The sequence below is a fragment of the Paenibacillus cisolokensis genome, assembly GCF_018403665.1.
GTDB classification, from domain to species: domain Bacteria; phylum Bacillota; class Bacilli; order Paenibacillales; family Paenibacillaceae; genus Paenibacillus_AH; species Paenibacillus_AH cisolokensis.
Window position 1 is genome coordinate 1 of sequence record NZ_BOVJ01000148.1, and the last position, 17282, is coordinate 17282.

The 17282-nt window shown below is 57.7% G+C and carries 13 protein-coding genes and 4 pseudogenes; 7 read left to right on the plus strand and 10 right to left on the minus strand.

From position 1 onward, the window contains the following. Positions 1-305: 305 nt before the first annotated feature. Both PACILC2_RS27300 and PACILC2_RS19400 read left to right on the plus strand, forming a co-directional pair. Complete coding sequence (locus PACILC2_RS27300; RefSeq protein ID WP_244863655.1) at positions 306-566, plus strand: hypothetical protein; 261 nt, start codon at positions 306-308, stop codon at positions 564-566. Continuing rightward, a complete protein-coding gene (locus PACILC2_RS19400) occupies positions 563-1588 on the plus strand; it encodes a D-alanyl-D-alanine carboxypeptidase family protein (RefSeq protein WP_244863656.1) in 1026 nt (341 codons plus the stop codon). Before PACILC2_RS27300 ends, PACILC2_RS19400 begins: the two co-directional genes overlap by 4 nt. Positions 1589-1615: 27 nt before the next feature. On the opposite strand, the gene PACILC2_RS19405 is transcribed toward PACILC2_RS19400, so the two are convergent. The 4 genes and pseudogenes from PACILC2_RS19405 to PACILC2_RS19420 form a co-directional block, all read right to left on the minus strand. Then, positions 1616-2281 (minus strand): ABC transporter permease, encoded by a 666-nt coding sequence (locus PACILC2_RS19405; protein WP_213530233.1) that lies wholly within the window; start codon positions 2279-2281, stop codon positions 1616-1618. A 37-nt stretch (positions 2282-2318) separates the two neighbouring features. After that, a pseudogene (locus tag PACILC2_RS19410) lies at positions 2319-3188 on the minus strand (glycine betaine ABC transporter substrate-binding protein); the annotation flags it as partial. Positions 3189-3200: 12 nt separating this feature from the next. Continuing rightward, positions 3201-3859, minus strand: a pseudogene (locus PACILC2_RS19415) (ABC transporter permease). A gap of 2 nt (positions 3860-3861) precedes the next feature. Beyond that, a complete protein-coding gene (locus PACILC2_RS19420) occupies positions 3862-5007 on the minus strand; it encodes an ABC transporter ATP-binding protein (protein ID WP_280515348.1) in 1146 nt (381 codons plus the stop codon). A gap of 267 nt (positions 5008-5274) precedes the next feature. Here PACILC2_RS19420 and PACILC2_RS19425 point away from each other — a divergent pair, with 267 nt between their 5' ends. The 3 genes and pseudogenes from PACILC2_RS19425 to trhA all read left to right on the plus strand — a co-directional run bounded on the left by PACILC2_RS19425 (position 5275) and on the right by trhA (position 7786). Then, positions 5275-5970, plus strand: coding sequence for a hypothetical protein (locus tag PACILC2_RS19425; protein WP_213530235.1), 696 nt, complete (start codon positions 5275-5277; stop codon positions 5968-5970). Positions 5971-6043: 73 nt separating this feature from the next. Further along, positions 6044-6745 (plus strand): annotated as a pseudogene (locus tag PACILC2_RS19430) (pirin family protein); the annotation flags it as partial. Positions 6746-7141: 396 nt separating this feature from the next. After that, positions 7142-7786, plus strand: coding sequence for a PAQR family membrane homeostasis protein TrhA (trhA, locus tag PACILC2_RS19435; protein ID WP_213530240.1), 645 nt, complete (start codon positions 7142-7144; stop codon positions 7784-7786). 91 nt (positions 7787-7877) lie between these two features. On the opposite strand, the gene PACILC2_RS19440 is transcribed toward trhA, so the two are convergent. Beyond that, on the minus strand, positions 7878-8288 hold the full coding sequence (locus PACILC2_RS19440) for a helix-turn-helix domain-containing protein (RefSeq protein ID WP_244863657.1): 411 nt from the start codon (positions 8286-8288) through the stop codon (positions 7878-7880). 88 nt (positions 8289-8376) lie between these two features. Here PACILC2_RS19440 and PACILC2_RS19445 point away from each other — a divergent pair, with 88 nt between their 5' ends. After that, positions 8377-8526 carry a hypothetical protein gene (locus tag PACILC2_RS19445; protein WP_160327763.1) on the plus strand — a complete coding sequence of 50 codons (150 nt, stop codon included), beginning with the start codon at positions 8377-8379 and terminating at the stop codon, positions 8524-8526. Here PACILC2_RS19445 and PACILC2_RS19450 read toward each other — a convergent pair. Continuing rightward, positions 8523-9344, minus strand: coding sequence for a lipase family protein (locus tag PACILC2_RS19450; RefSeq protein WP_213530242.1), 822 nt, complete (start codon positions 9342-9344; stop codon positions 8523-8525). The genes PACILC2_RS19445 and PACILC2_RS19450 overlap by 4 nt on opposite strands. A 177-nt stretch (positions 9345-9521) precedes the next feature. On the opposite strand from PACILC2_RS19450, the pseudogene lacZ reads away from it, so the two are divergent. Next, positions 9522-12648: pseudogene (lacZ, locus tag PACILC2_RS19455) on the plus strand (beta-galactosidase, LacZ type). 35 nt (positions 12649-12683) lie between these two features. Here lacZ and PACILC2_RS19460 read toward each other — a convergent pair. From PACILC2_RS19460 to PACILC2_RS19475, 4 genes are all read right to left on the minus strand, one after another. Then, positions 12684-14804, minus strand: coding sequence for a helix-turn-helix domain-containing protein (locus tag PACILC2_RS19460; RefSeq protein WP_213530244.1), 2121 nt, complete (start codon positions 14802-14804; stop codon positions 12684-12686). After that, complete coding sequence (locus PACILC2_RS19465; RefSeq protein ID WP_213530246.1) at positions 14771-14998, minus strand: hypothetical protein; 228 nt, start codon at positions 14996-14998, stop codon at positions 14771-14773. Before PACILC2_RS19465 ends, PACILC2_RS19460 begins: the two co-directional genes overlap by 34 nt. A 184-nt stretch (positions 14999-15182) precedes the next feature. Continuing rightward, positions 15183-16724, minus strand: coding sequence for an extracellular solute-binding protein (locus tag PACILC2_RS19470; RefSeq protein ID WP_307860653.1), 1542 nt, complete (start codon positions 16722-16724; stop codon positions 15183-15185). A gap of 33 nt (positions 16725-16757) precedes the next feature. Continuing rightward, positions 16758-17282: carbohydrate ABC transporter permease (locus PACILC2_RS19475; protein ID WP_213530248.1), on the minus strand; the 525-nt coding region annotated here is incomplete at its 5' end.

The following is a 17282-nucleotide window of genomic DNA, read 5'->3' on the forward strand; positions in this document are numbered from 1 at the left end:
TTCTTATACGTTATATTATATGACGCAAAATGGTGGTTGGTGTCTTTATACTCATCTTCTTTTTGTCAATATCAATATTTATGTAATTTTATATTACATTTAATAAAAGGAAGTTGTTAAATTTGTTATGTATACGTTATATAAAGTTACATTAAGTGCTTTCATGATGAGGCGGATGAGGAGTTCGCTGTGGCCCGCTGGAAGTTCGGCAGTCCGAATTGACTAGCCCTTTGCGGCTATGCTACGCTGGAAACGGTTTTATATAGCGAATTACCTAATTGTGACAGAAAGGACGGGCAAATGCGGTGAAAGAAAAGTGGTCGGGCATGTTGAAGAGTGCGATTCTGCTGACGGTGCTCGTTCTTCTTATATATCCGATATATCCGGCAGCCTCTGCGGGCGCCGAGGAAGCCGAGGAAACGGGGACGGAGGAGCGCGCGGACGAGGCGTCGCTGCCGGAGCTTGAGGCGGAATCCGGCATATTGATCGATGCGCGAAGCGGGGCGGTCCTTTACGCGAAAATCCGGACGAGCCGCTTTATCCGGCCAGCATTACGAAAATTGTGACCGGCATTATCGCTTTGGAGGTTGCCGATCCCCAGGATATCGTCACCGTTTCGAAGGAGGCGCGGCATGAGGACGGCACCCGGGTATATTTGGCGGAAGGGGAGCAGCTGACGATGGAACGCCTTGTCTACGCCCTGATGCTCAATTCCGGCAACGATGCGGCCACCGCAATCGCCGAGCATATCGACGGGTCGAAGGAGGCGTTCGCCGAGCGGATGAACCGTTTCGTGAAGGAGACGGTCGGTACGAAAAACACCGTATTCAAAAATCCGCACGGGCTTCCCGATCCCGAGCAGCATACGACGGCTGCGGATATGGCACTTATCGCCCGGTACGCCATGCAGAACGAGTCGTTTCGGCGAATTGTCGGCACCCCAAGCATGCCCTGGAGCGGCGAGGAATGGGAATCCCGGCTCGTGAATCATAACAAGCTGCTCGGAACGTACGAAGGTGCGACAGGGGTCAAAAACGGCTATACGAACGACGCCGGTTTCACCCTTGTCGGCTCCGCGGCGCGCGGCGATATGGAACTGATCGGTGTCATCATGAAGGCGCCGAACGACAAGGCGCTGTACGACGATATGACCGCGATGCTTGACTACGGGTTCGCCAGCTTCGAGCCGATGCGCCTGTTCTCCGAGGGCGAGCAGTATCCCTATCTTGCGACCGGCGAAGATCCCCGTTTTCAGGCCGATGAAGACATATGGGCGGTCGTGCCGAAGGGAGAGACGCCCGAACTGTCGGTCGGCGACGACGGCAGCATAACCGTGAAGACGTCCGGCGGCGAAGCGGTCGCAGGCAAGCTGAGACCGCTGGAAACCGCGGCAGCGGCCTCAGCCGCTCCGGAAGCGGGCGCCGCTGCCGGCGGAGCGGCGGACGAGCCGGCCCGTTCCGTCTGGAAGAACGGCTTCATGGTATTGTGGCTGCTGCTCAACGTATTTATCGCCTGGATTGCGAGACGCCTCTACGTTCGGGCGCGAACCCGCAAAATGGAATACGCCCAGAAATATTGGCGCAGATAAACGAATGCGACCAAAAAAGACCGCAAGTTAATTGCCGGATTTGCGGTTGTCGAGCCGCAGCTTGCGCTGCAGCCCGCCCAGCACGATATCGGTGGCGATCGCGAGCAGCGCCGCCGGGATCGCTCCGGCATAAATGCGCAGCGAATTCTGGTTGTTGATTCCCGCGTAGATTTCCCGTCCCAGGCCGTCTCCGCCGACGAGCGGCGCGATCGTGACGACACCGATGGCGATGACGGCGGCGATCCGCACGCCCGACATCAGATAGGTAAGAGAGAGCGGAAACCGGACCTGAAACAAAATTTGCAGCGGACTCATGCCGACGCCGCGTCCCGCTTCCACATAGCTCGCATCGATCTGCTGCAGTCCGACGCAAGTATTGCGCACAATCGGATTGAGCGAATAGAGAAATAGTCCGACGATAACCGTATCGGAGCCGAGCCCGAGCCAGAGCATGAGCAGCACGAGCATGGCGAGCGACGGCAGCACCTGCAAAATGTTCGTCGCCGTCAGCACGATTTTGGCCGCCGCGGGATAGTGCGCGCACAGCACGCCGAGCGGCACCCCGGCCAAAAAGGCGAGCCCTGTGCCGGTCAGCACCATGCCGACATGTTGCCAGAAGTATTCCCACAGCATGCCGGCATTGCGTCCCATATAATCGAGCAGATCCATGATCGTCAAATGATTCGCTTCCATTTCGGTTCCTCACCCCGCTTTTATTGCAGCAAGCCGTTTTTTTCAAATAGGCGAGCGCGACTTCGCGTTCGCTTTTCTTTTCGATGTCCATTTCGTAGTTGAGGTCGATCATCGTCTGTTCGTCGATCGTTCCGATCAGTTCGGATATCGCCTGCACGACTTCCGGATGCTTCTCGGCCAGATCGTTACGGATAACCGGGGAAGCGTCGTACGGCGGGAAAAATTGCTTGTCGTCACGCAGCGTTGTCAGGCCGTAAGCCTTCAGTCGGGAATCGGTCGAATAGGCGAGCACGATGTCGACCTGCCGCTGCGCTACCGCCTGATAGACGAGGCTTTGCTCCATCGGATACGTATTGCCGAACTTTATGCCATAATATTTGGAAAATGCCGGGTAACCGTCGGCCTCGCGTTCCAGCCATGTCGTGTCGACGCCGAGTCTGAGGCTGCCGGCGTCCGGCTTCACGTCGGAGATGCTCTCGTAGCCGCGCTCCTCGGCGAGTGCGCCGCGGACGGTAAAGGCGTACGTATTTTCGAAGCCGAGCGGGTCGAGCCATTTGAAATCGAAATAGCGGTCAAACCCTTCCTTGGCTTGCCGCAACACTTCTTCCCGGTCTTTCGTTTCCTCGAACGGAAAGTGGTTGTTGAAGATTTCGCCCGTATAAAGTGTCGAAATTTGCAGATCGTTCCGTTTCATCGCCTGAATGACCACCGTGCTGGACGCCAGGTCCGGAATGACGCGCGCTTCCAGACCGGTTCTGTCCTCGATCAGCGCCTTGTACATTTCGGCCAATATTTTCGCTTCGGTGTAGGTTTGGGCGCCGATGACGATTTGACCGGCGGTGCCGCATCCGGTCAGCGCGGCGAGCAGCAGCAGGACGGCCGCGATAAGTGCGAATCTCTTCCTCATGCACGTTCTCCCTTACGTCGTGATCCGGCTCGTGGGCCGGTATTTTCGGATCAGCCGCCGCTCCATGAGCCCGAGCAGCGCATCGGCCGCAAGCGCCAACGCAATGGCGCCGAGGGCGCCGGTCACGATCAGTTCGGGCTTGTTGACGCCCATCCCGGAAACGATCAGCTGCCCGAGGCCGCCGGCGCCGATCAGGGTGGCAAGCGTCGCCCAGCTGATGATATAGACGGTCGTAATCCGGATGCCCGACATGATATAGGGCAGGGCCAGCGGCAGCTGTACGCTCATAATGCGTTGAAACGCGCTGAGGCCCATGCCCCGGGCCGATTCCAGCACATGGGGGTCGACCGACAAAACACGTCGTACGTATTGCGCAGAATCGGCATGATGGCGTACAGCAGCAGAGCGACGACGGCGGGCTTCACCCCGATCCCCATCAGCGGGATGAGAATGGCGAGCAGAGCCAGCGACGGCAAGGTCTGAAACAGGTTGGCGACGAAGAACACGACGCTGTTTAGCCACGATATGCGATTGTAGACAAGGGCAATCCCTAGCGGAATCGCGACGAGACTGCCGAGCACCACGGCCATGAACGAGATGGTCAAGTGCTCCTGCAGCGCCGTTGCAATGTCCATCCATCGCTCGCGAAAGAAACCGGTCCATCCGTTCATCGTTACACCTCCTCTGCCGGGCTGGTCGCAGGCATCACATTGGCCAGATGGCGCACGACGCTGCCTCTCGTAATGAGCCCGACGAGCCGGTTGCGATCGTCCACGACGGCGAGATTGGACAGCTGGTGGCGATTGAGCAGTTCCACGGCGGCGGTCAGCGGCGAACCGGTTTTGACCGAATACAGGACGGGCTGCATCACATCGGCCACCGTCTTGTTTTCCTCGCCGTATTGATCGAGCACCTGATAGATGGAAACGATTCCTTGGAGATCGTTGTCGCGGTCGACGATAAACAGCGAGTCGACTTTGCGCTGCTCCATCAGCCGGATCGCTTCGGCCAGTCCGCGGGTCGGGAAGGCGGTGACGGGCTTTCTGACCATGACCTCGTCGACCGTCGGGATTTCGTACAGGCTGTCCGGCATCAGCCGCTTCTCGCCGATGAAGGTCCGGACGAAGTCGTTCGCCGGATGGCGCAATATCGTTTCCGGCGTGCCGGTCTGCACGATTTGGCCTTCCTTCATCAGGACGATCGTGTCCGCGATTTTGAGCGCTTCGTCCATGTCGTGCGTAACGAAGACGATCGTTTTGCGAAGCTCCTGCTGCAGCCGGATCAATTCGTCCTGAAGCTGCTCCCGGCTGATCGGATCCAGCGCGCTGAACGGTTCGTCCATCAGGATGATGTCCGGGTCGGCCGCAAGCGCCCGGATGACGCCGATCCGCTGCTGCTGCCCGCCGCTCAGTTCCGAAGGATACCGGTCCCGGTACGTTTCCGGGGGCAACCCGACAAGCCGCATCAGTTCGTCGATCCGCCGGTTGATTTTGTCGGCATCCCACTTTTTCAGCCGGGGGACGATGCCGACGTTTCTGCCGATGGTCATATGCGGGAACAAGCCGATGCTCTGGATGACATAGCCGATGTTCCGCCGCAGCTTGACCGGATCGATCTCGTTCACGTTCCGCCCGTTGATGAGCACTTCGCCGCTCGAAGGTGAAATGAGCCGGTTGATCAGCTTCATCGTCGTCGATTTGCCGCAGCCGCTCGGTCCGATCAGAACCGTAATTTCCCCTTTCTTCATCTCCAGGTTGATGTTTTTCAGAGCATGAAAACCGTCTTCGTAAACTTTGTTGACGTTGTTCATAACGATCACGATGGGCCCCCCTTTCTTCAATGTAGTTATATAAACGAAAGCAGTACGGATGAAACGGTGCGGAAGATAAATAAGCTGACATAAAGCGAAAGACGTTACTGTACAGCCCGTACGGGCGACAAGTAACGCCTACCGGTTGTCAGTCAGACGGTCAGTTAAAAGTATGACCAGTTTTACCGAATTCATCCGCAAATGCGGCCGGTATGAGAAGCGGTCCCCTTTTCGCATAATGAATGAGGTAGAGCAAAAACGTAAGGAGGTCTGGATATGACGGCCGGGAGCGCACCCCTGCTGAACATTTACTTGCTGGCGGGCGTGAAAACGCCGGTTGCGTCGTTTGCGGAATGCTGCCGCAAGCTGGATGCGCTGTTTCGAGAAGAGGGAAGGGAGCCGCGTATTTTTGTGTTGATGCCTTACGGCGATTATACGAGACGTCTGCTTCGTCAATTGAGCGAAGTTTCGACCGATGTGCCGTACCGTTCCGTGCTTGGCCGGGTCGGCGGCAGGACGGCGGCCGATTTTATCCGGTCGACATACCGGTCCGGACCTTTGCTGCTGATCGGCCACAGCGGCGGCGGCGCGGCTGCCTATCAGGCCGCGCGCATGCTTCCCGACGTAAGCCGGCGCGGCGATGTGCGGATCGTTCAGATCGGGTCGCCCAAGGTGCCGATCGATCCGTCGTTTCGTGACCGGGTCGGTTATTTTTACGCGATCGACGCGGATGGCCGAACCGTCGACCGGATCAGCCGCCTCGGAAGCTGGGGAGGCTGGAGAAGAGGCCGGTATGCCTTGCCCCGGTGGGACCGGATGAAATTCGCTCCGGGGCTTGTCGAGGGATTGCCGGTGATGGGCGGGCATGCGGACTACTTTCGTCACGAACCCGATTTTACGGACGCCGATTCGATATGCAATCTGGACAAGACGATACGGGTAATTCGTTCCTGGTTGAAAGATTGGGGGTGATCTTTTACACTGGGATTAGAGGCTGGCTGCGCCGCAAGCGGCAACGGCTCTGCCCGATGGGAGGGAGTATCCGGTGATCGACATCAGAAGATCGGACGCCAAATACAAGCGCGACGCAGGCTGGCTGAAGAGCAGCGCGAGCTTCTCTTTCGGCGAATACTATGATCAGGACAACCGCTTTTTCGGTCCTTTGTGCGTATTCAATGACGACAAGGTGGCGGGGAGACACGGCTTCGGCGCGCATCCGCATCGCGAGATGGAAATCGTGACGGTCGTGTTGAAGGGTCAGCTTAAACATGCGGACAGCGCCGGGCATACGGCTGTTACCGCGTTCGGCGGGGTGCAGCGGATGAGCGCCGGCACAGGCATCATTCATTCGGAGGTTAACCCGGGCGATGAAGAGGCCGAGCTGCTGCAAATCTGGTTCGTGCCGGATACGAAGCGGCTCTCGCCTTCGTACGAGACGGCCCGTTTCGATCCCGCGGCGGCCCATAACCGGCTGCTGCCGATCGTATCGAACCGCCCGGCCGCGAACGTCGCGCATATCCATCAGGATTTGACGATGTATTACGCCGATTTGGATGCCGGCGCCGCCGTTTCCTATACGCTTGCGCCGGGCCGTCTGGCGTTTCTATTCATTATCGAAGGCGAGGTTTCGCTGAACGGCGAGCATGCGCTCGGAAGGCGCGACGAGGCCCGGATATCGGATACGGCGGAGCTTGAGCTGCGCTGCGGCGGCGCCGGCGGGGCGCAGCTTCTGCTGATCGACTTGCCGCCGTCGGCGAACCGGGAAGAACCGGCGGCAATATCGGCTCCGGCGGCCGGCCCCCGTTCGAAACTGCTCGTCAGGCTCGTTACCGGCCAACTGCTTATCGATACCGATGAGCGGAACTATCCGTTTTCGGTCGAGCCGTCGGGAGACGGCTGGCTCGTTACGATCGAAGGAATCCGGGATGTGGATGCGGCGCGTCTGGCCATCCATCTGAACGAGCTGAATCTGTTTTATTTCGAGTACGCGCAGGACGGCGGTTCGCTGCAAAAATACTGGTTGTACGATAAAGACGAACCGGGGTTTGTCTACGATCGCGACAATCGGCGCGCGTCTATCACGCTCGATTCCCGGGTGGCGTATTCGAACGATAAAGTATAGGCTCCTGGGAGGGGATTCGAGATGGCCAATACGCATGTTTACACCAGGCGGGAAGAAGCGGCCAACGCGATCACGCACGGCATCGGGGCGGGGCTGAGCGTTGCCGCTCTCGTGCTGCTCATCGTGTTCGCGGCAACGAAAGGAACGGCGCTGCATGTCGTCAGCTTCACGATTTACGGATCGATGATGCTGCTGTTGTACCTGATGTCGACGCTCGTGCACAGCTTTCCGGAAGGGCGGGCGAAGCGAATATTCGAGGCGCTGGATCATTCCTGCATTTACTTGTTTATCGCGGGCACCTACACGCCGATTCTGTTCCATGTCGTTCAAGGGGCGCTCGGCTGGGCGTTGTTCGGCGTCGTCTGGGGGGCGGCCGCCGCCGGAGTCGTGTTCAAATCGATGTACGCCTCCAGGTTTCTGTTTACGTCGACGCTGCTGTATATCGCGCTCGGCTGGCTTATCGTATTCGCCTGGAAGCCGCTGACCGTCCATCTGGCGCCGCAAGGATTGACGCTGCTTATCGCCGGAGGCGTGCTCTATACGGTCGGCACCGTGTTCTATATGTGGCGAAGCTTCCCCTATCATCACGCTGTCTGGCATCTGTTTGTGCTCGGCGGTTCCGTTACGCATTTTTTCGCTATCCTTCTTTATGTATTGCCGGCTTGACTAGCAAGGCTCTCCCAGGCATCGAACGATGACTCCGGGAGAGCCTGTTTGGCATTCTTTGAAATGTTTCATTTACGCTTCGGTTTAAAGGTTACGATTCTTTGCGTTTGGCGATCCATTTGCGGTAGAGCTTCAAGCTTTCGTCCAGGTAAGCCGTTTCCTCCTCGGTCAGTCGTTCGCGGATGTTCGGTTCCGCTTTGCCCGCCTGGGCCTGGTCGTACATTTCGCGTCCCAGCAAGTAATCGACGGAAACATTGAACAAATTGGCCATTTGAACTAACATTTGTAAATCCGGTTCGTTAATGTTATTCTCGTATTGGGAAATTGTGGATTTTGCGACGTTTAGTTTCGCTGCCAGCTGTTCTTGCGTCCAGCCTGATTTTTGCGCAGCTTTCTCAGTTGTGCTCCGATCATGGCCAGTCCTTCTCTCTCGCATCCGTTGTTTTTCTATCATTTTAACCTGACGTGTTCGTTTAGGAGGAATGCCGGTCGCGAATTTCACGATACATGTATTTTCCTTGTGAAAATACAAAATATACCGTAAAATAAGTTCATGAAACATGAACTGGTGAAATGGAGAGTGATGGATAATGATGATTCCCTATAACAATCCGTGGTTCTTCTTCATTTTGCTTCCACTGCTTGCCGTCCTGCTGCTGGTCGTCGAGCTGAATTCGTGGAGGAAAGAGAAGAAGGAGCAGGAGAAGCCAGGGGAGGAACGCGAACATTCGGCCGATTAACGGCCGCGCATCCCCGTTCTTCGCGCGCCGCTCCGCACGCCGGGACACCAGCCCGGGGGATAGGCGCACAGTGCCGCAGCGAAGGCGGGATCGTCCTTCGCCAGATCGCTGAAATAATTGCCGAGCACGTGGTTGCCGGAGATGGTGCCGGTTTGGAACGAGCGTTTCACCTTGCCCCGTACATGCATATAATATGATTTTTGATTCGTGCGGGGACTGGAGTAAACGAGCGGCGGGAGATGGGGGATCATATCGAATTCGTTCTGAATGCGGTAATGGCTGGCTATCGTTCTATTGTACATTCTGACAAACGCCGGATTCCCGACCCGGGGAGCGGCGAACGTATAGACTTTCGGATTGCGGAACCCGGTATTCGCGGAGATGTCCAGCGCGGCGAGCGTGGCAAGCGCGCCGCCGAGACTGTGCCCGGTAATGAACAGCGGCTTGTTCGCGGGCAGCCGCGCAAGCCGGCCGAGCAGCGTTTCGCGGATTGACTTGTAGATATCGGTGAATCCGCGATGCGTCAATCCGGCTCCCTTGACCGGGAAATAGTCGGTCTGGTCGGCGATCAGATCGGACGCCCAGTCTTCGGCCGAGCCGGTTCCCCGGAACGCGGCAATGAAGGAGTTGTCCGATTCGATAATAAAACCGAACCGTTCCCTCGTTCCGGCGTAAGCCTTGCCGTCAAACGTGCCGACAGCCGAATACCCTTTGGGCACGAGAAACCATCCCTCGGGATGGTTGAACTGCGAGTAGGTTTGCCCGCATACCGCCGCAAGAAACAGAGCGCTTCGAATGTTCAAACCCGCTTTGCCCATCTTTTCGTCCCTCCGCAACCTCCGTCGTCACATTCACCATATTGTATGAAGGCAAAAGCCGAAGGGGAACTGCTGAAAATCGTTACAGTCCTGCGAATATGTTTTCATTTCAAGGGAAGGCCGGATGTAATACACTTTGGGATGTAAAACGATATTCGAAGGAAAGAAGGTGCCGTATTGGCCAGCAAATTCGTCTATGTCCCGCCGGCGAACGGCTATCCGGAGTGGAACAACAACCCGGATATTTTCAATTGAACCGCCTTCCCGCCCATGCGGACACGATTTCCTACGAACATGTCCGGGATGCGCTGAAGGGCGATCCGTCGGCCTCCTCCCGGTATCAAAGCCTGAACGGAAACTGGAAATTCAGCTTTGCCGAAACGCCGGACAAGCGGATCGCCGATTTTTACCGCAAAGATTACGACGCTTCGGAATGGGCGGAAATTCCGGTTCCGTCGCATTGGCAATTCGAAGGCTATGATTACCCGCATTATACGAACATTCGCTACCCGTGGCACGGCAAGGAAAATATCCGGCCGCCGTTCGCTCCGACCGCCTACAATCCGGTAGGCTCGTATATCCGGACGTTTACGGTGCCGGAATCGTGGCAGGGCTCGCCGGTCTACATCAGCTTCCAAGGCGTCGAATCGGCCTTCTATGTCTGGGTGAACGGCGATTTTGTCGGCTACAGCGAGGATACGTTTACGCCGGCGGAATTCGATATTACGCCTTATTTGACGGCGGGCGACAATAAACTGGCGGTCGAGGTATACCGCTGGTGTGACGCCAGCTGGCTGGAGGACCAGGATTTTTGGCGGCTGAGCGGCATTTTTCGCGATGTCTATCTGTATTCGAAGCCGGCCGCCCATCTGTTTGACTATACCGTCCGCAGCGAGCTCGACAGAAGCCTGACGACCGCCCGGCTCAAGATCGACGCCGTCGTCGGCAATTACGACGCGCTTCTCTCCGAGACGGTGACGGTCGAGGCGATGCTGTACGACGCGGACGGCCTGGCGGTGCTGGACGAGCCGCTGACGATGGCGGCCGGACTCGCCGGACAAGCCGAGGTGCGCGTATCGGGCGAGACGGTCGTCCGGCAGCCGCTGCTGTGGAGCGCCGAGCAGCCGAATTTATACCGGCTTGCGCTGACGCTGAAGAGGGCGGACGGTACGCCGCTCGAAACGGTCGGCTGCCGGGTCGGCTTCCGCCGTTTCGAGATCGAGGACGGCGTCATGAAGCTGAACGGCAAACGCATCGTGTTCAAGGGCGTCAACCGCCACGAATTCCAGTGCGACCGCGGCCGCGCGATCGACCGGGAGACGATGGTGACGGACATCAAGCTGATGAAGTCGCACAATATTAACGCGGTCCGCACGTCGCATTATCCGAACCGGAAGGAATGGTACGATCTGTGCGACGAGTACGGGCTTTACGTCATCGACGAGGTCAATCTGGAGACGCACGGGCTGTGGCGGTACGGCCAGCAGGAAGAGGAGGACACCCTCCCCGGAAGCAAGCCGGAATGGACGGCCAATGTGATCGACCGGTGCCGTTCGATGTACGAGCGCGACAAAAACCATCCGTCGATTCTGATCTGGTCGCTCGGCAACGAATCGTTCGGCGGGGAAAATTTTATCCGGATGCGGGATTTCTTCCGCGAAAGGGATTCGTCCCGGCTCGTCCACTACGAAGGAACGTTCCATCACCGGGCGTACGACGCGGCATCGGACATCGAAAGCGTCATGTACGTCCAGCCCGACCTTGTGGAGCGCTATGCGCTCGGACCGGCGAAGAAGCCGTACATCCTGTGCGAATACAGCCATGCGATGGGCAATTCCTGCGGCAATCTGGACAAATATACGCGCCTGTTCGACCGTTACGACGTCCTGCAGGGCGGCTTCATCTGGGATTGGGTCGACCAGTCGATTTTGACCCGGACGGCCGACGGCACCGCGTTTCTGGCCTATGGCGGCGATTTCGGCGATACGCCCAATGACGGCAATTTTTGCGGCAACGGACTGCTGTTCGGGGACCGGACGGTAACGCCGAAGCTGGCCGAAGTCAAAAATGCTACCAGAACGCCGATATCGTCCCGGCCGACTGGAGCCGCAGCGAATACCGCGTCACGAACAAGTTTCTGTTCACGAATCTGGATGCGTTCGATTGGGTATGGGAGATCTCCCGGGACGGCGAGATCGTGGAGCGGCAGACGGGGTGCTTCGCGGTCGCGCCCGGCGAGAGCGCGCTCGTGCGGCTGCCGTTCGATACGGCGCCGTCGGCCGGAAACGAATATATCGTGACGATCAGCCTCCGCCTGAAGGAAGCGGCCGGATGGGCCGACAAAGGGCATATCGTCGCGTTCGAGCAATACTGTCTGCCGACCGTCTCCGCGGCCGCGGCAGTTACGATGGAGAGCGAAAAGAACGAAGATCCGCTTGCGGCGGAAGAGCGGGACGGACGGCTGGTGGTGGCGGGCAACGGCTTCGAAGCGGCATTCGATCCGGAGACCGGCGACTGGGTGTCGTACCGGCTCGGAGGACGGGAGCTTCTGTGCGAGGCGCCTCGCCCCAACTTCTGGCGGGCATGGACCGACAACGACCGCGGCAACCGTCTGCACGAGCGAAGCGCCGTCTGGCGGCAGGCGAGCGAAAGCGGCGAGCGGTCGCTTGCCTGCCGCCGGTTCGGCCAAGACGGGTCGATCTCGATCGTCCAGCAGTGGCTGCTGCCGACAGGCGTGCCGTCGCGTTTCGAAGTCCGCTATACGATCCGAAGCGGCGGGGAAGTCGAAGTGAAAGGGACGCTCTATCCCGGTTCGGCGGCATTGCCCGAAATACCGGTCGTCGGCATGCTGTTCGTGCTGGACGGCGGCCTGGACCGGCTGACCTGGTATGGCCGGGGACCGCACGAAAATTACTGGGACCGCAAGAGCGGCGCTCCGGTCGGCATCTACAGCGGTACGGTACGGGAGCAGTTCGTTCCTTACTTGAAGCCGCAGGAATGCGGCAACAAGACCGATGTCCGGTGGGCGGAGCTCCGCGGCGGCTCGGGAGCGGCGCTAAGGTTCGCAGGCGTTCCGCTGATCGAGTTCAGCGCGCTCCCCTATACGCCGGACGAGCTGGAAGCGGCCAGCCACGCCTATAAGCTGCCGGACTCGAACCGGACGGTCGTGCGTATCAGCGGCCGGCAGATGGGCGTCGGCGGCGACGACAGCTGGAGCGCCCGGACGCATCCGGAATATACGCTGTATGCAAGCCGGCCGCATACGGTCTCGTTTATCGTCAGCGGGCGGCATGCCGGCGCGTAAGCCGCGCCGCAGAGCCGAGGAGCGGGCGATGAAGCTCAAGTCCCCGAATTGGTGATGTTGCGGTATTGAATCGGCGTTACGCCTTCGTTTTTCTTGAATTTGCGAATAAAATTCGTCGAATCGACATAGCCGACCTCAAGCATGATATCTTTCAGCTTGAGGTCGGTTGTTTTCAGCAGCCGTTTCGCCTGGCGCATGCGCAGTCCGTCGATATAGCGCATCAGGGATTCGCCGGTCTGGTCCTTAAAGAAGCGCGTGGCGTACGAAGGCGATATCCCGAACTGCTCGGCGATCGATTCCAGCGTGATCGAATGATCGGTATAATGGTCGTCGATATAGGCTTTCATCCGGTTCAGCAGCTCGATGTTTTTGCTTTCTTTCTGCCCCGCGATGAAGCGGCATACGTTGCGGCAAATGTCCGTCACGAGCCGTTCGAGCTCCTCGATCGTTTCGAAATGGGGGACGAACAGCCGCTCCAGCGCTTCGCTCATCGCCTCGTCAAGCTCGATATCGAGCTCGATCAGCGTTTTCGCGATATTGTTGACGATATCGAAACAGATGTACTCGGCCGCCCCGATCGGCATATTGTTCTCCGGGATGTGCCCGAACGCTTGCCGCACCGTCTCCTCGACCGCCTGGCCGTCGCCCTGCCGGATCGCCCGGACGAGCCGTTCCACCGTTTCCACCGGATACCACCGGTCTTTGCGGTTCGCCTGCTCGATGTCGCGAAAGAAAATAACCTGATTCCCGCCCTTGACGAGACGGTAGCGCGCGGCATGGCTCGCTTCGATGAACGACCGCGAGACGGCCGTGAAGTCGCTGCAGATGCTGCCGATGCCGGTTGTCACCGTAAACCGGAAATATTGATGGAAAATTTGCTTCGCCTCCATGGCCAGCTCGCGCAGCACTTCCTCATCGTCGAACCCTTCGTTCAAGTTGATCAGAAACACGATGCTGCGCCCGTCGACCAGCTCGACGCCGAAGCCGTGGCCGGCTTCCACGGACAGCTCCTCCAGCACTTTGACCAGGCTGTATTTCAGCAAATTTTGCATCGAATCCGAATTGTCCTGGCGAAATTTGTCATAATCGTCGATCAGAAACAGCAGGACGGCAAAGTAGGGGCGGTCAAGACGCAAATTGGAGAAATGGAGCATATCTTCCCATTCCTCCCGCGTTTTGAACTTGCCTTTGATCAGCGAAAGCAGCACCTGCTCCCGCAAGGCGTTCGCCTGGCTGTGCAGCCGGTGAATCAGCCCTTCTTTCTCCTTGGCCATCTGCACGACGGCGGTGGAAATATAATCGAGTTCGTCCGTTCCGCGCGCGTCCGGCAGGCCGTCGGCCTGATGCTGGCTGGAGACGATGCCCGCCAGCTTCTGCAGCGGCTTGTAATTGCGGATGGAGAAGGCTACCGCGAGGATGACGCCCAGGACGAAAACGACGGAGAAGGTGAAGTTGAACAGCAGCCGGGATTCGTCCACCTTGCGCATAATCTGGTCGGTCGGCATCAACGCGACGTAGCTGTAGCCGTATTTGGCCGAGATATGGCGGATCGCCGTATATTTGCGCCCGTCGAGCGAAACGTTGGCTATGCTCCAGTCGCCGTCCATTGCCCGGAGCTGCTCCGGCACGGAATCGCTCCCGACGCCGGCATCGCCCTGGGCATATTCGTACAGCACTTCGTTATCCCCGTTCAGCAAGTACAGCATACCGTTGTATTCCCCGAGCACGTTCGCCGCCAGACTGCGAAACGCGCTCTCGTCGATCAGAAACATGGCGACGCCGTACGGGGAGTCCGAGCCCGAAGGCAGCGGGGAGAGATAGACGGCATACCGCTCGTCCACGACCCGGTTGTACCGGACCGTCTCGACCGGCCGCATGACCGGCGCGGTAAGCGACGCGCTGAGCCGGATAAAATCGTCCTTGCTCCAGCTTTCGAAGCGGAATATGTCTTCAAAAAACAGATCGATGCCATACGTCCCGCTTGTCGCGTACAATTGCTCGGGCGTGCGCGCGTGAAAGCGAATGACGATATCGTGAATGAACATATTGGTCGACAAGTATTGCTTCAATTCCTCAATCGCTTTGTATGGGCCGTACCCGTTCGCTGTCGCCATATAAGGAGTCAATTGCGCGTTTCGAGAAATTTGCAATGCCATTTGGTCCATTTCCAGAATGCGCTGGTCAAGCGTCTCGCGGAATTGATCGAGCGAAGCGATGGTGGCTCGTTCGACTTCATCGCGAAGCGTGTCCAAAAATTGTTATAGACGACAACGCTCATGATCAACAGCAGAATAATCGTCAGCAAAATGTAGGAGAACAAATAGTTGTAAAATCGCTGACTTTTGATCATGGGTTAACAGGCCCCCTATTCTGCGATGTTTGGCAATCTGCGATGATGGCTTTCGCGCCAGCGGCCGGAAGGGCGCCTATGCCCCCCGGCCGCTCCGGTGTTTCCCGTCAACCTTGTTTAAAGCGCTCATAAGCGTTTTGGTAGATTTCCAGGTATCGTTTTAGCCCCATTTGGTCCAGCGTTTTCAAATATTGATCCCATTCGTCGAACGAAGCGCTGCCGGATACGAATTTCGCCTGCATTTCGGTGACAAAGCTGTTGATGTCCGCCCCGAGCGTGGCCATGTCGTCGTTCTCTTCCTCGGTGAAGCTGAAGGTCGGCCATATTTCTTCAGGGAAAACGGTTTGAACCGCTCCGCGGCCGCGACCGATTCCGGCTGGCTTTCCGCACCCTTGAAAAACCGCTGCTGAACGATGTTCGGATAACCGCCGCCCGGCCATACGACATATTTGATAAGCGCCTGCTCGAACGTGAGACCGTTCGGGTTGTTCGTAATTTCTTCGGTATATTCGTATTCGCCCTTGTCGTTCACGATATACGATTTCCCTTCGAATCCCATAAAGAACATTTTGCTGCCTTCTTCGCCGTACAAATGGTCGATCCAGCGCACGGTCGCCTCCGGTTCCGGATTGCGGTCCGTAATGACGAAGGCGCCGGGCGAGGCGAGCGGCGAGCCGACGGCCGACCAGATTTGGTCGCCGTAAGGACCTTTCAGCGCCGTCGCGCCGATATAGTCCGTCTGGTTCATCAGCGTATAAGGGCTCGTCGTAATGGTCGCGCCGTATACGCCTTCGGCGCCGGTCGCATAGAACTGGTTCGCCTGAACGGTGAAAATATCCGAGGCGATCAGTCCTTCTTCATATAGCTTTCGGATGTACTGCAGCATTTCCTTGTATTTCGGATCGGCAGGAATGAAGCGGACGTTTCCGCTTTCCGGATCGAGGTCGACGTTTGCGTTCCGGACGCCCCGGTTGCCAAGCCCCCATGCGCCTCGCAAATAGTTGATAAGCGGCGCGATGCCGACGCTTTGATACGGAATTTCGTCCTGCTGGCCGTTGCCGTTCGCGTCGTTCTCCTTGAACGCCTTCAGCATTTCGTAAAACTCGTCCGTCGTCTCCGGCTCCTTCAGGCCGAGATTGTCGAGCCAGCTTTTTTTGATCCACATTTTGGAGCCGGCGAGCACGGACGTAAATTCGGGATCGTAAATGGTCGGGAACGAGTATATATTGCCGTCGGGCATCGTCAGCCCGCTCTTCACTTCGGGATATTTCTCCAGGATCGCCTTCAGATTCGGGGCATGCTGTTCGATCAGGTCGTTCAGCTTGATGAATACGCCCTGCCGGCCGTATTTCAGCAGATCGGCCGTCGGAATGGAAGCGGTGAAGAACGCGTCCGGATAGTCGCCGCCGGCGAGCATAATGTTGCGCTTCTCCGCCAGGTTGTCCGTCGGGATCATCTCCCATTCGATTTTGACGTTGGTCATCTTCTCGTACTCCTGCCAGAGCATCGTCTGACTCCAGTCCGGCGCCGTCGTCGGCGCTTTGCCGGCCACCATTTTGAGGGTAATCGGTTCGTTCACGATCGGCAGGCCCGTCGCGTTCAGATTGCCGGACGGCTCTTCGCCCGTCTGCGGCCCGGAAGACGGCTCGCCGGAGCATCCCGCGATCAGCGACATCGACAGAACGGCGGCGACGGACATGCGGGCTAACGTTTTCAGCTTTTTCAAGAAAACTCCCCCCAGGAATCCATTATATCGTGATCAGCCTTTGATGGCTCCGATAACCATACCTTTGACAAAGTACCGCTGCAGGAACGGATACAGCAGGAGGACGGGCAGATTGGCGATAATGACGACCGAATATTTGATCGACTCGGCTTCCATGATCGTTCTGGCCAGCGATTCCTCGCTTGTCTGGATCATGTCCTGCATATTGCTCTGGATCAAAATCTCGCGCAGAATGAGCTGCAGCGGATATTTGGCCCGTTCGGTCAAATAGATCAGGGCGCTGAAGTACGAGTTCCAGTGCGCGACGCTGTAGAAGAGCGTCATGACGGCCAGTATCGGCAGCGAGAGGGGCAGCACGATCTTCAGCAAAATGCGGATATTGCCGCAGCCGTCCATCTGCGCCGACTCCTGCACTTCATGGGGAATGCTCTGCTGGAAAAACGTGCGCATAATAATGATGTTCCAGATAGCGACCGCGTTCGGAATAATAAGCGCCCACATCGTGTTGATCATGCCGAGGCTTTTGACGACCAGGTAAGTCGGAATGAGCCCGCCGCT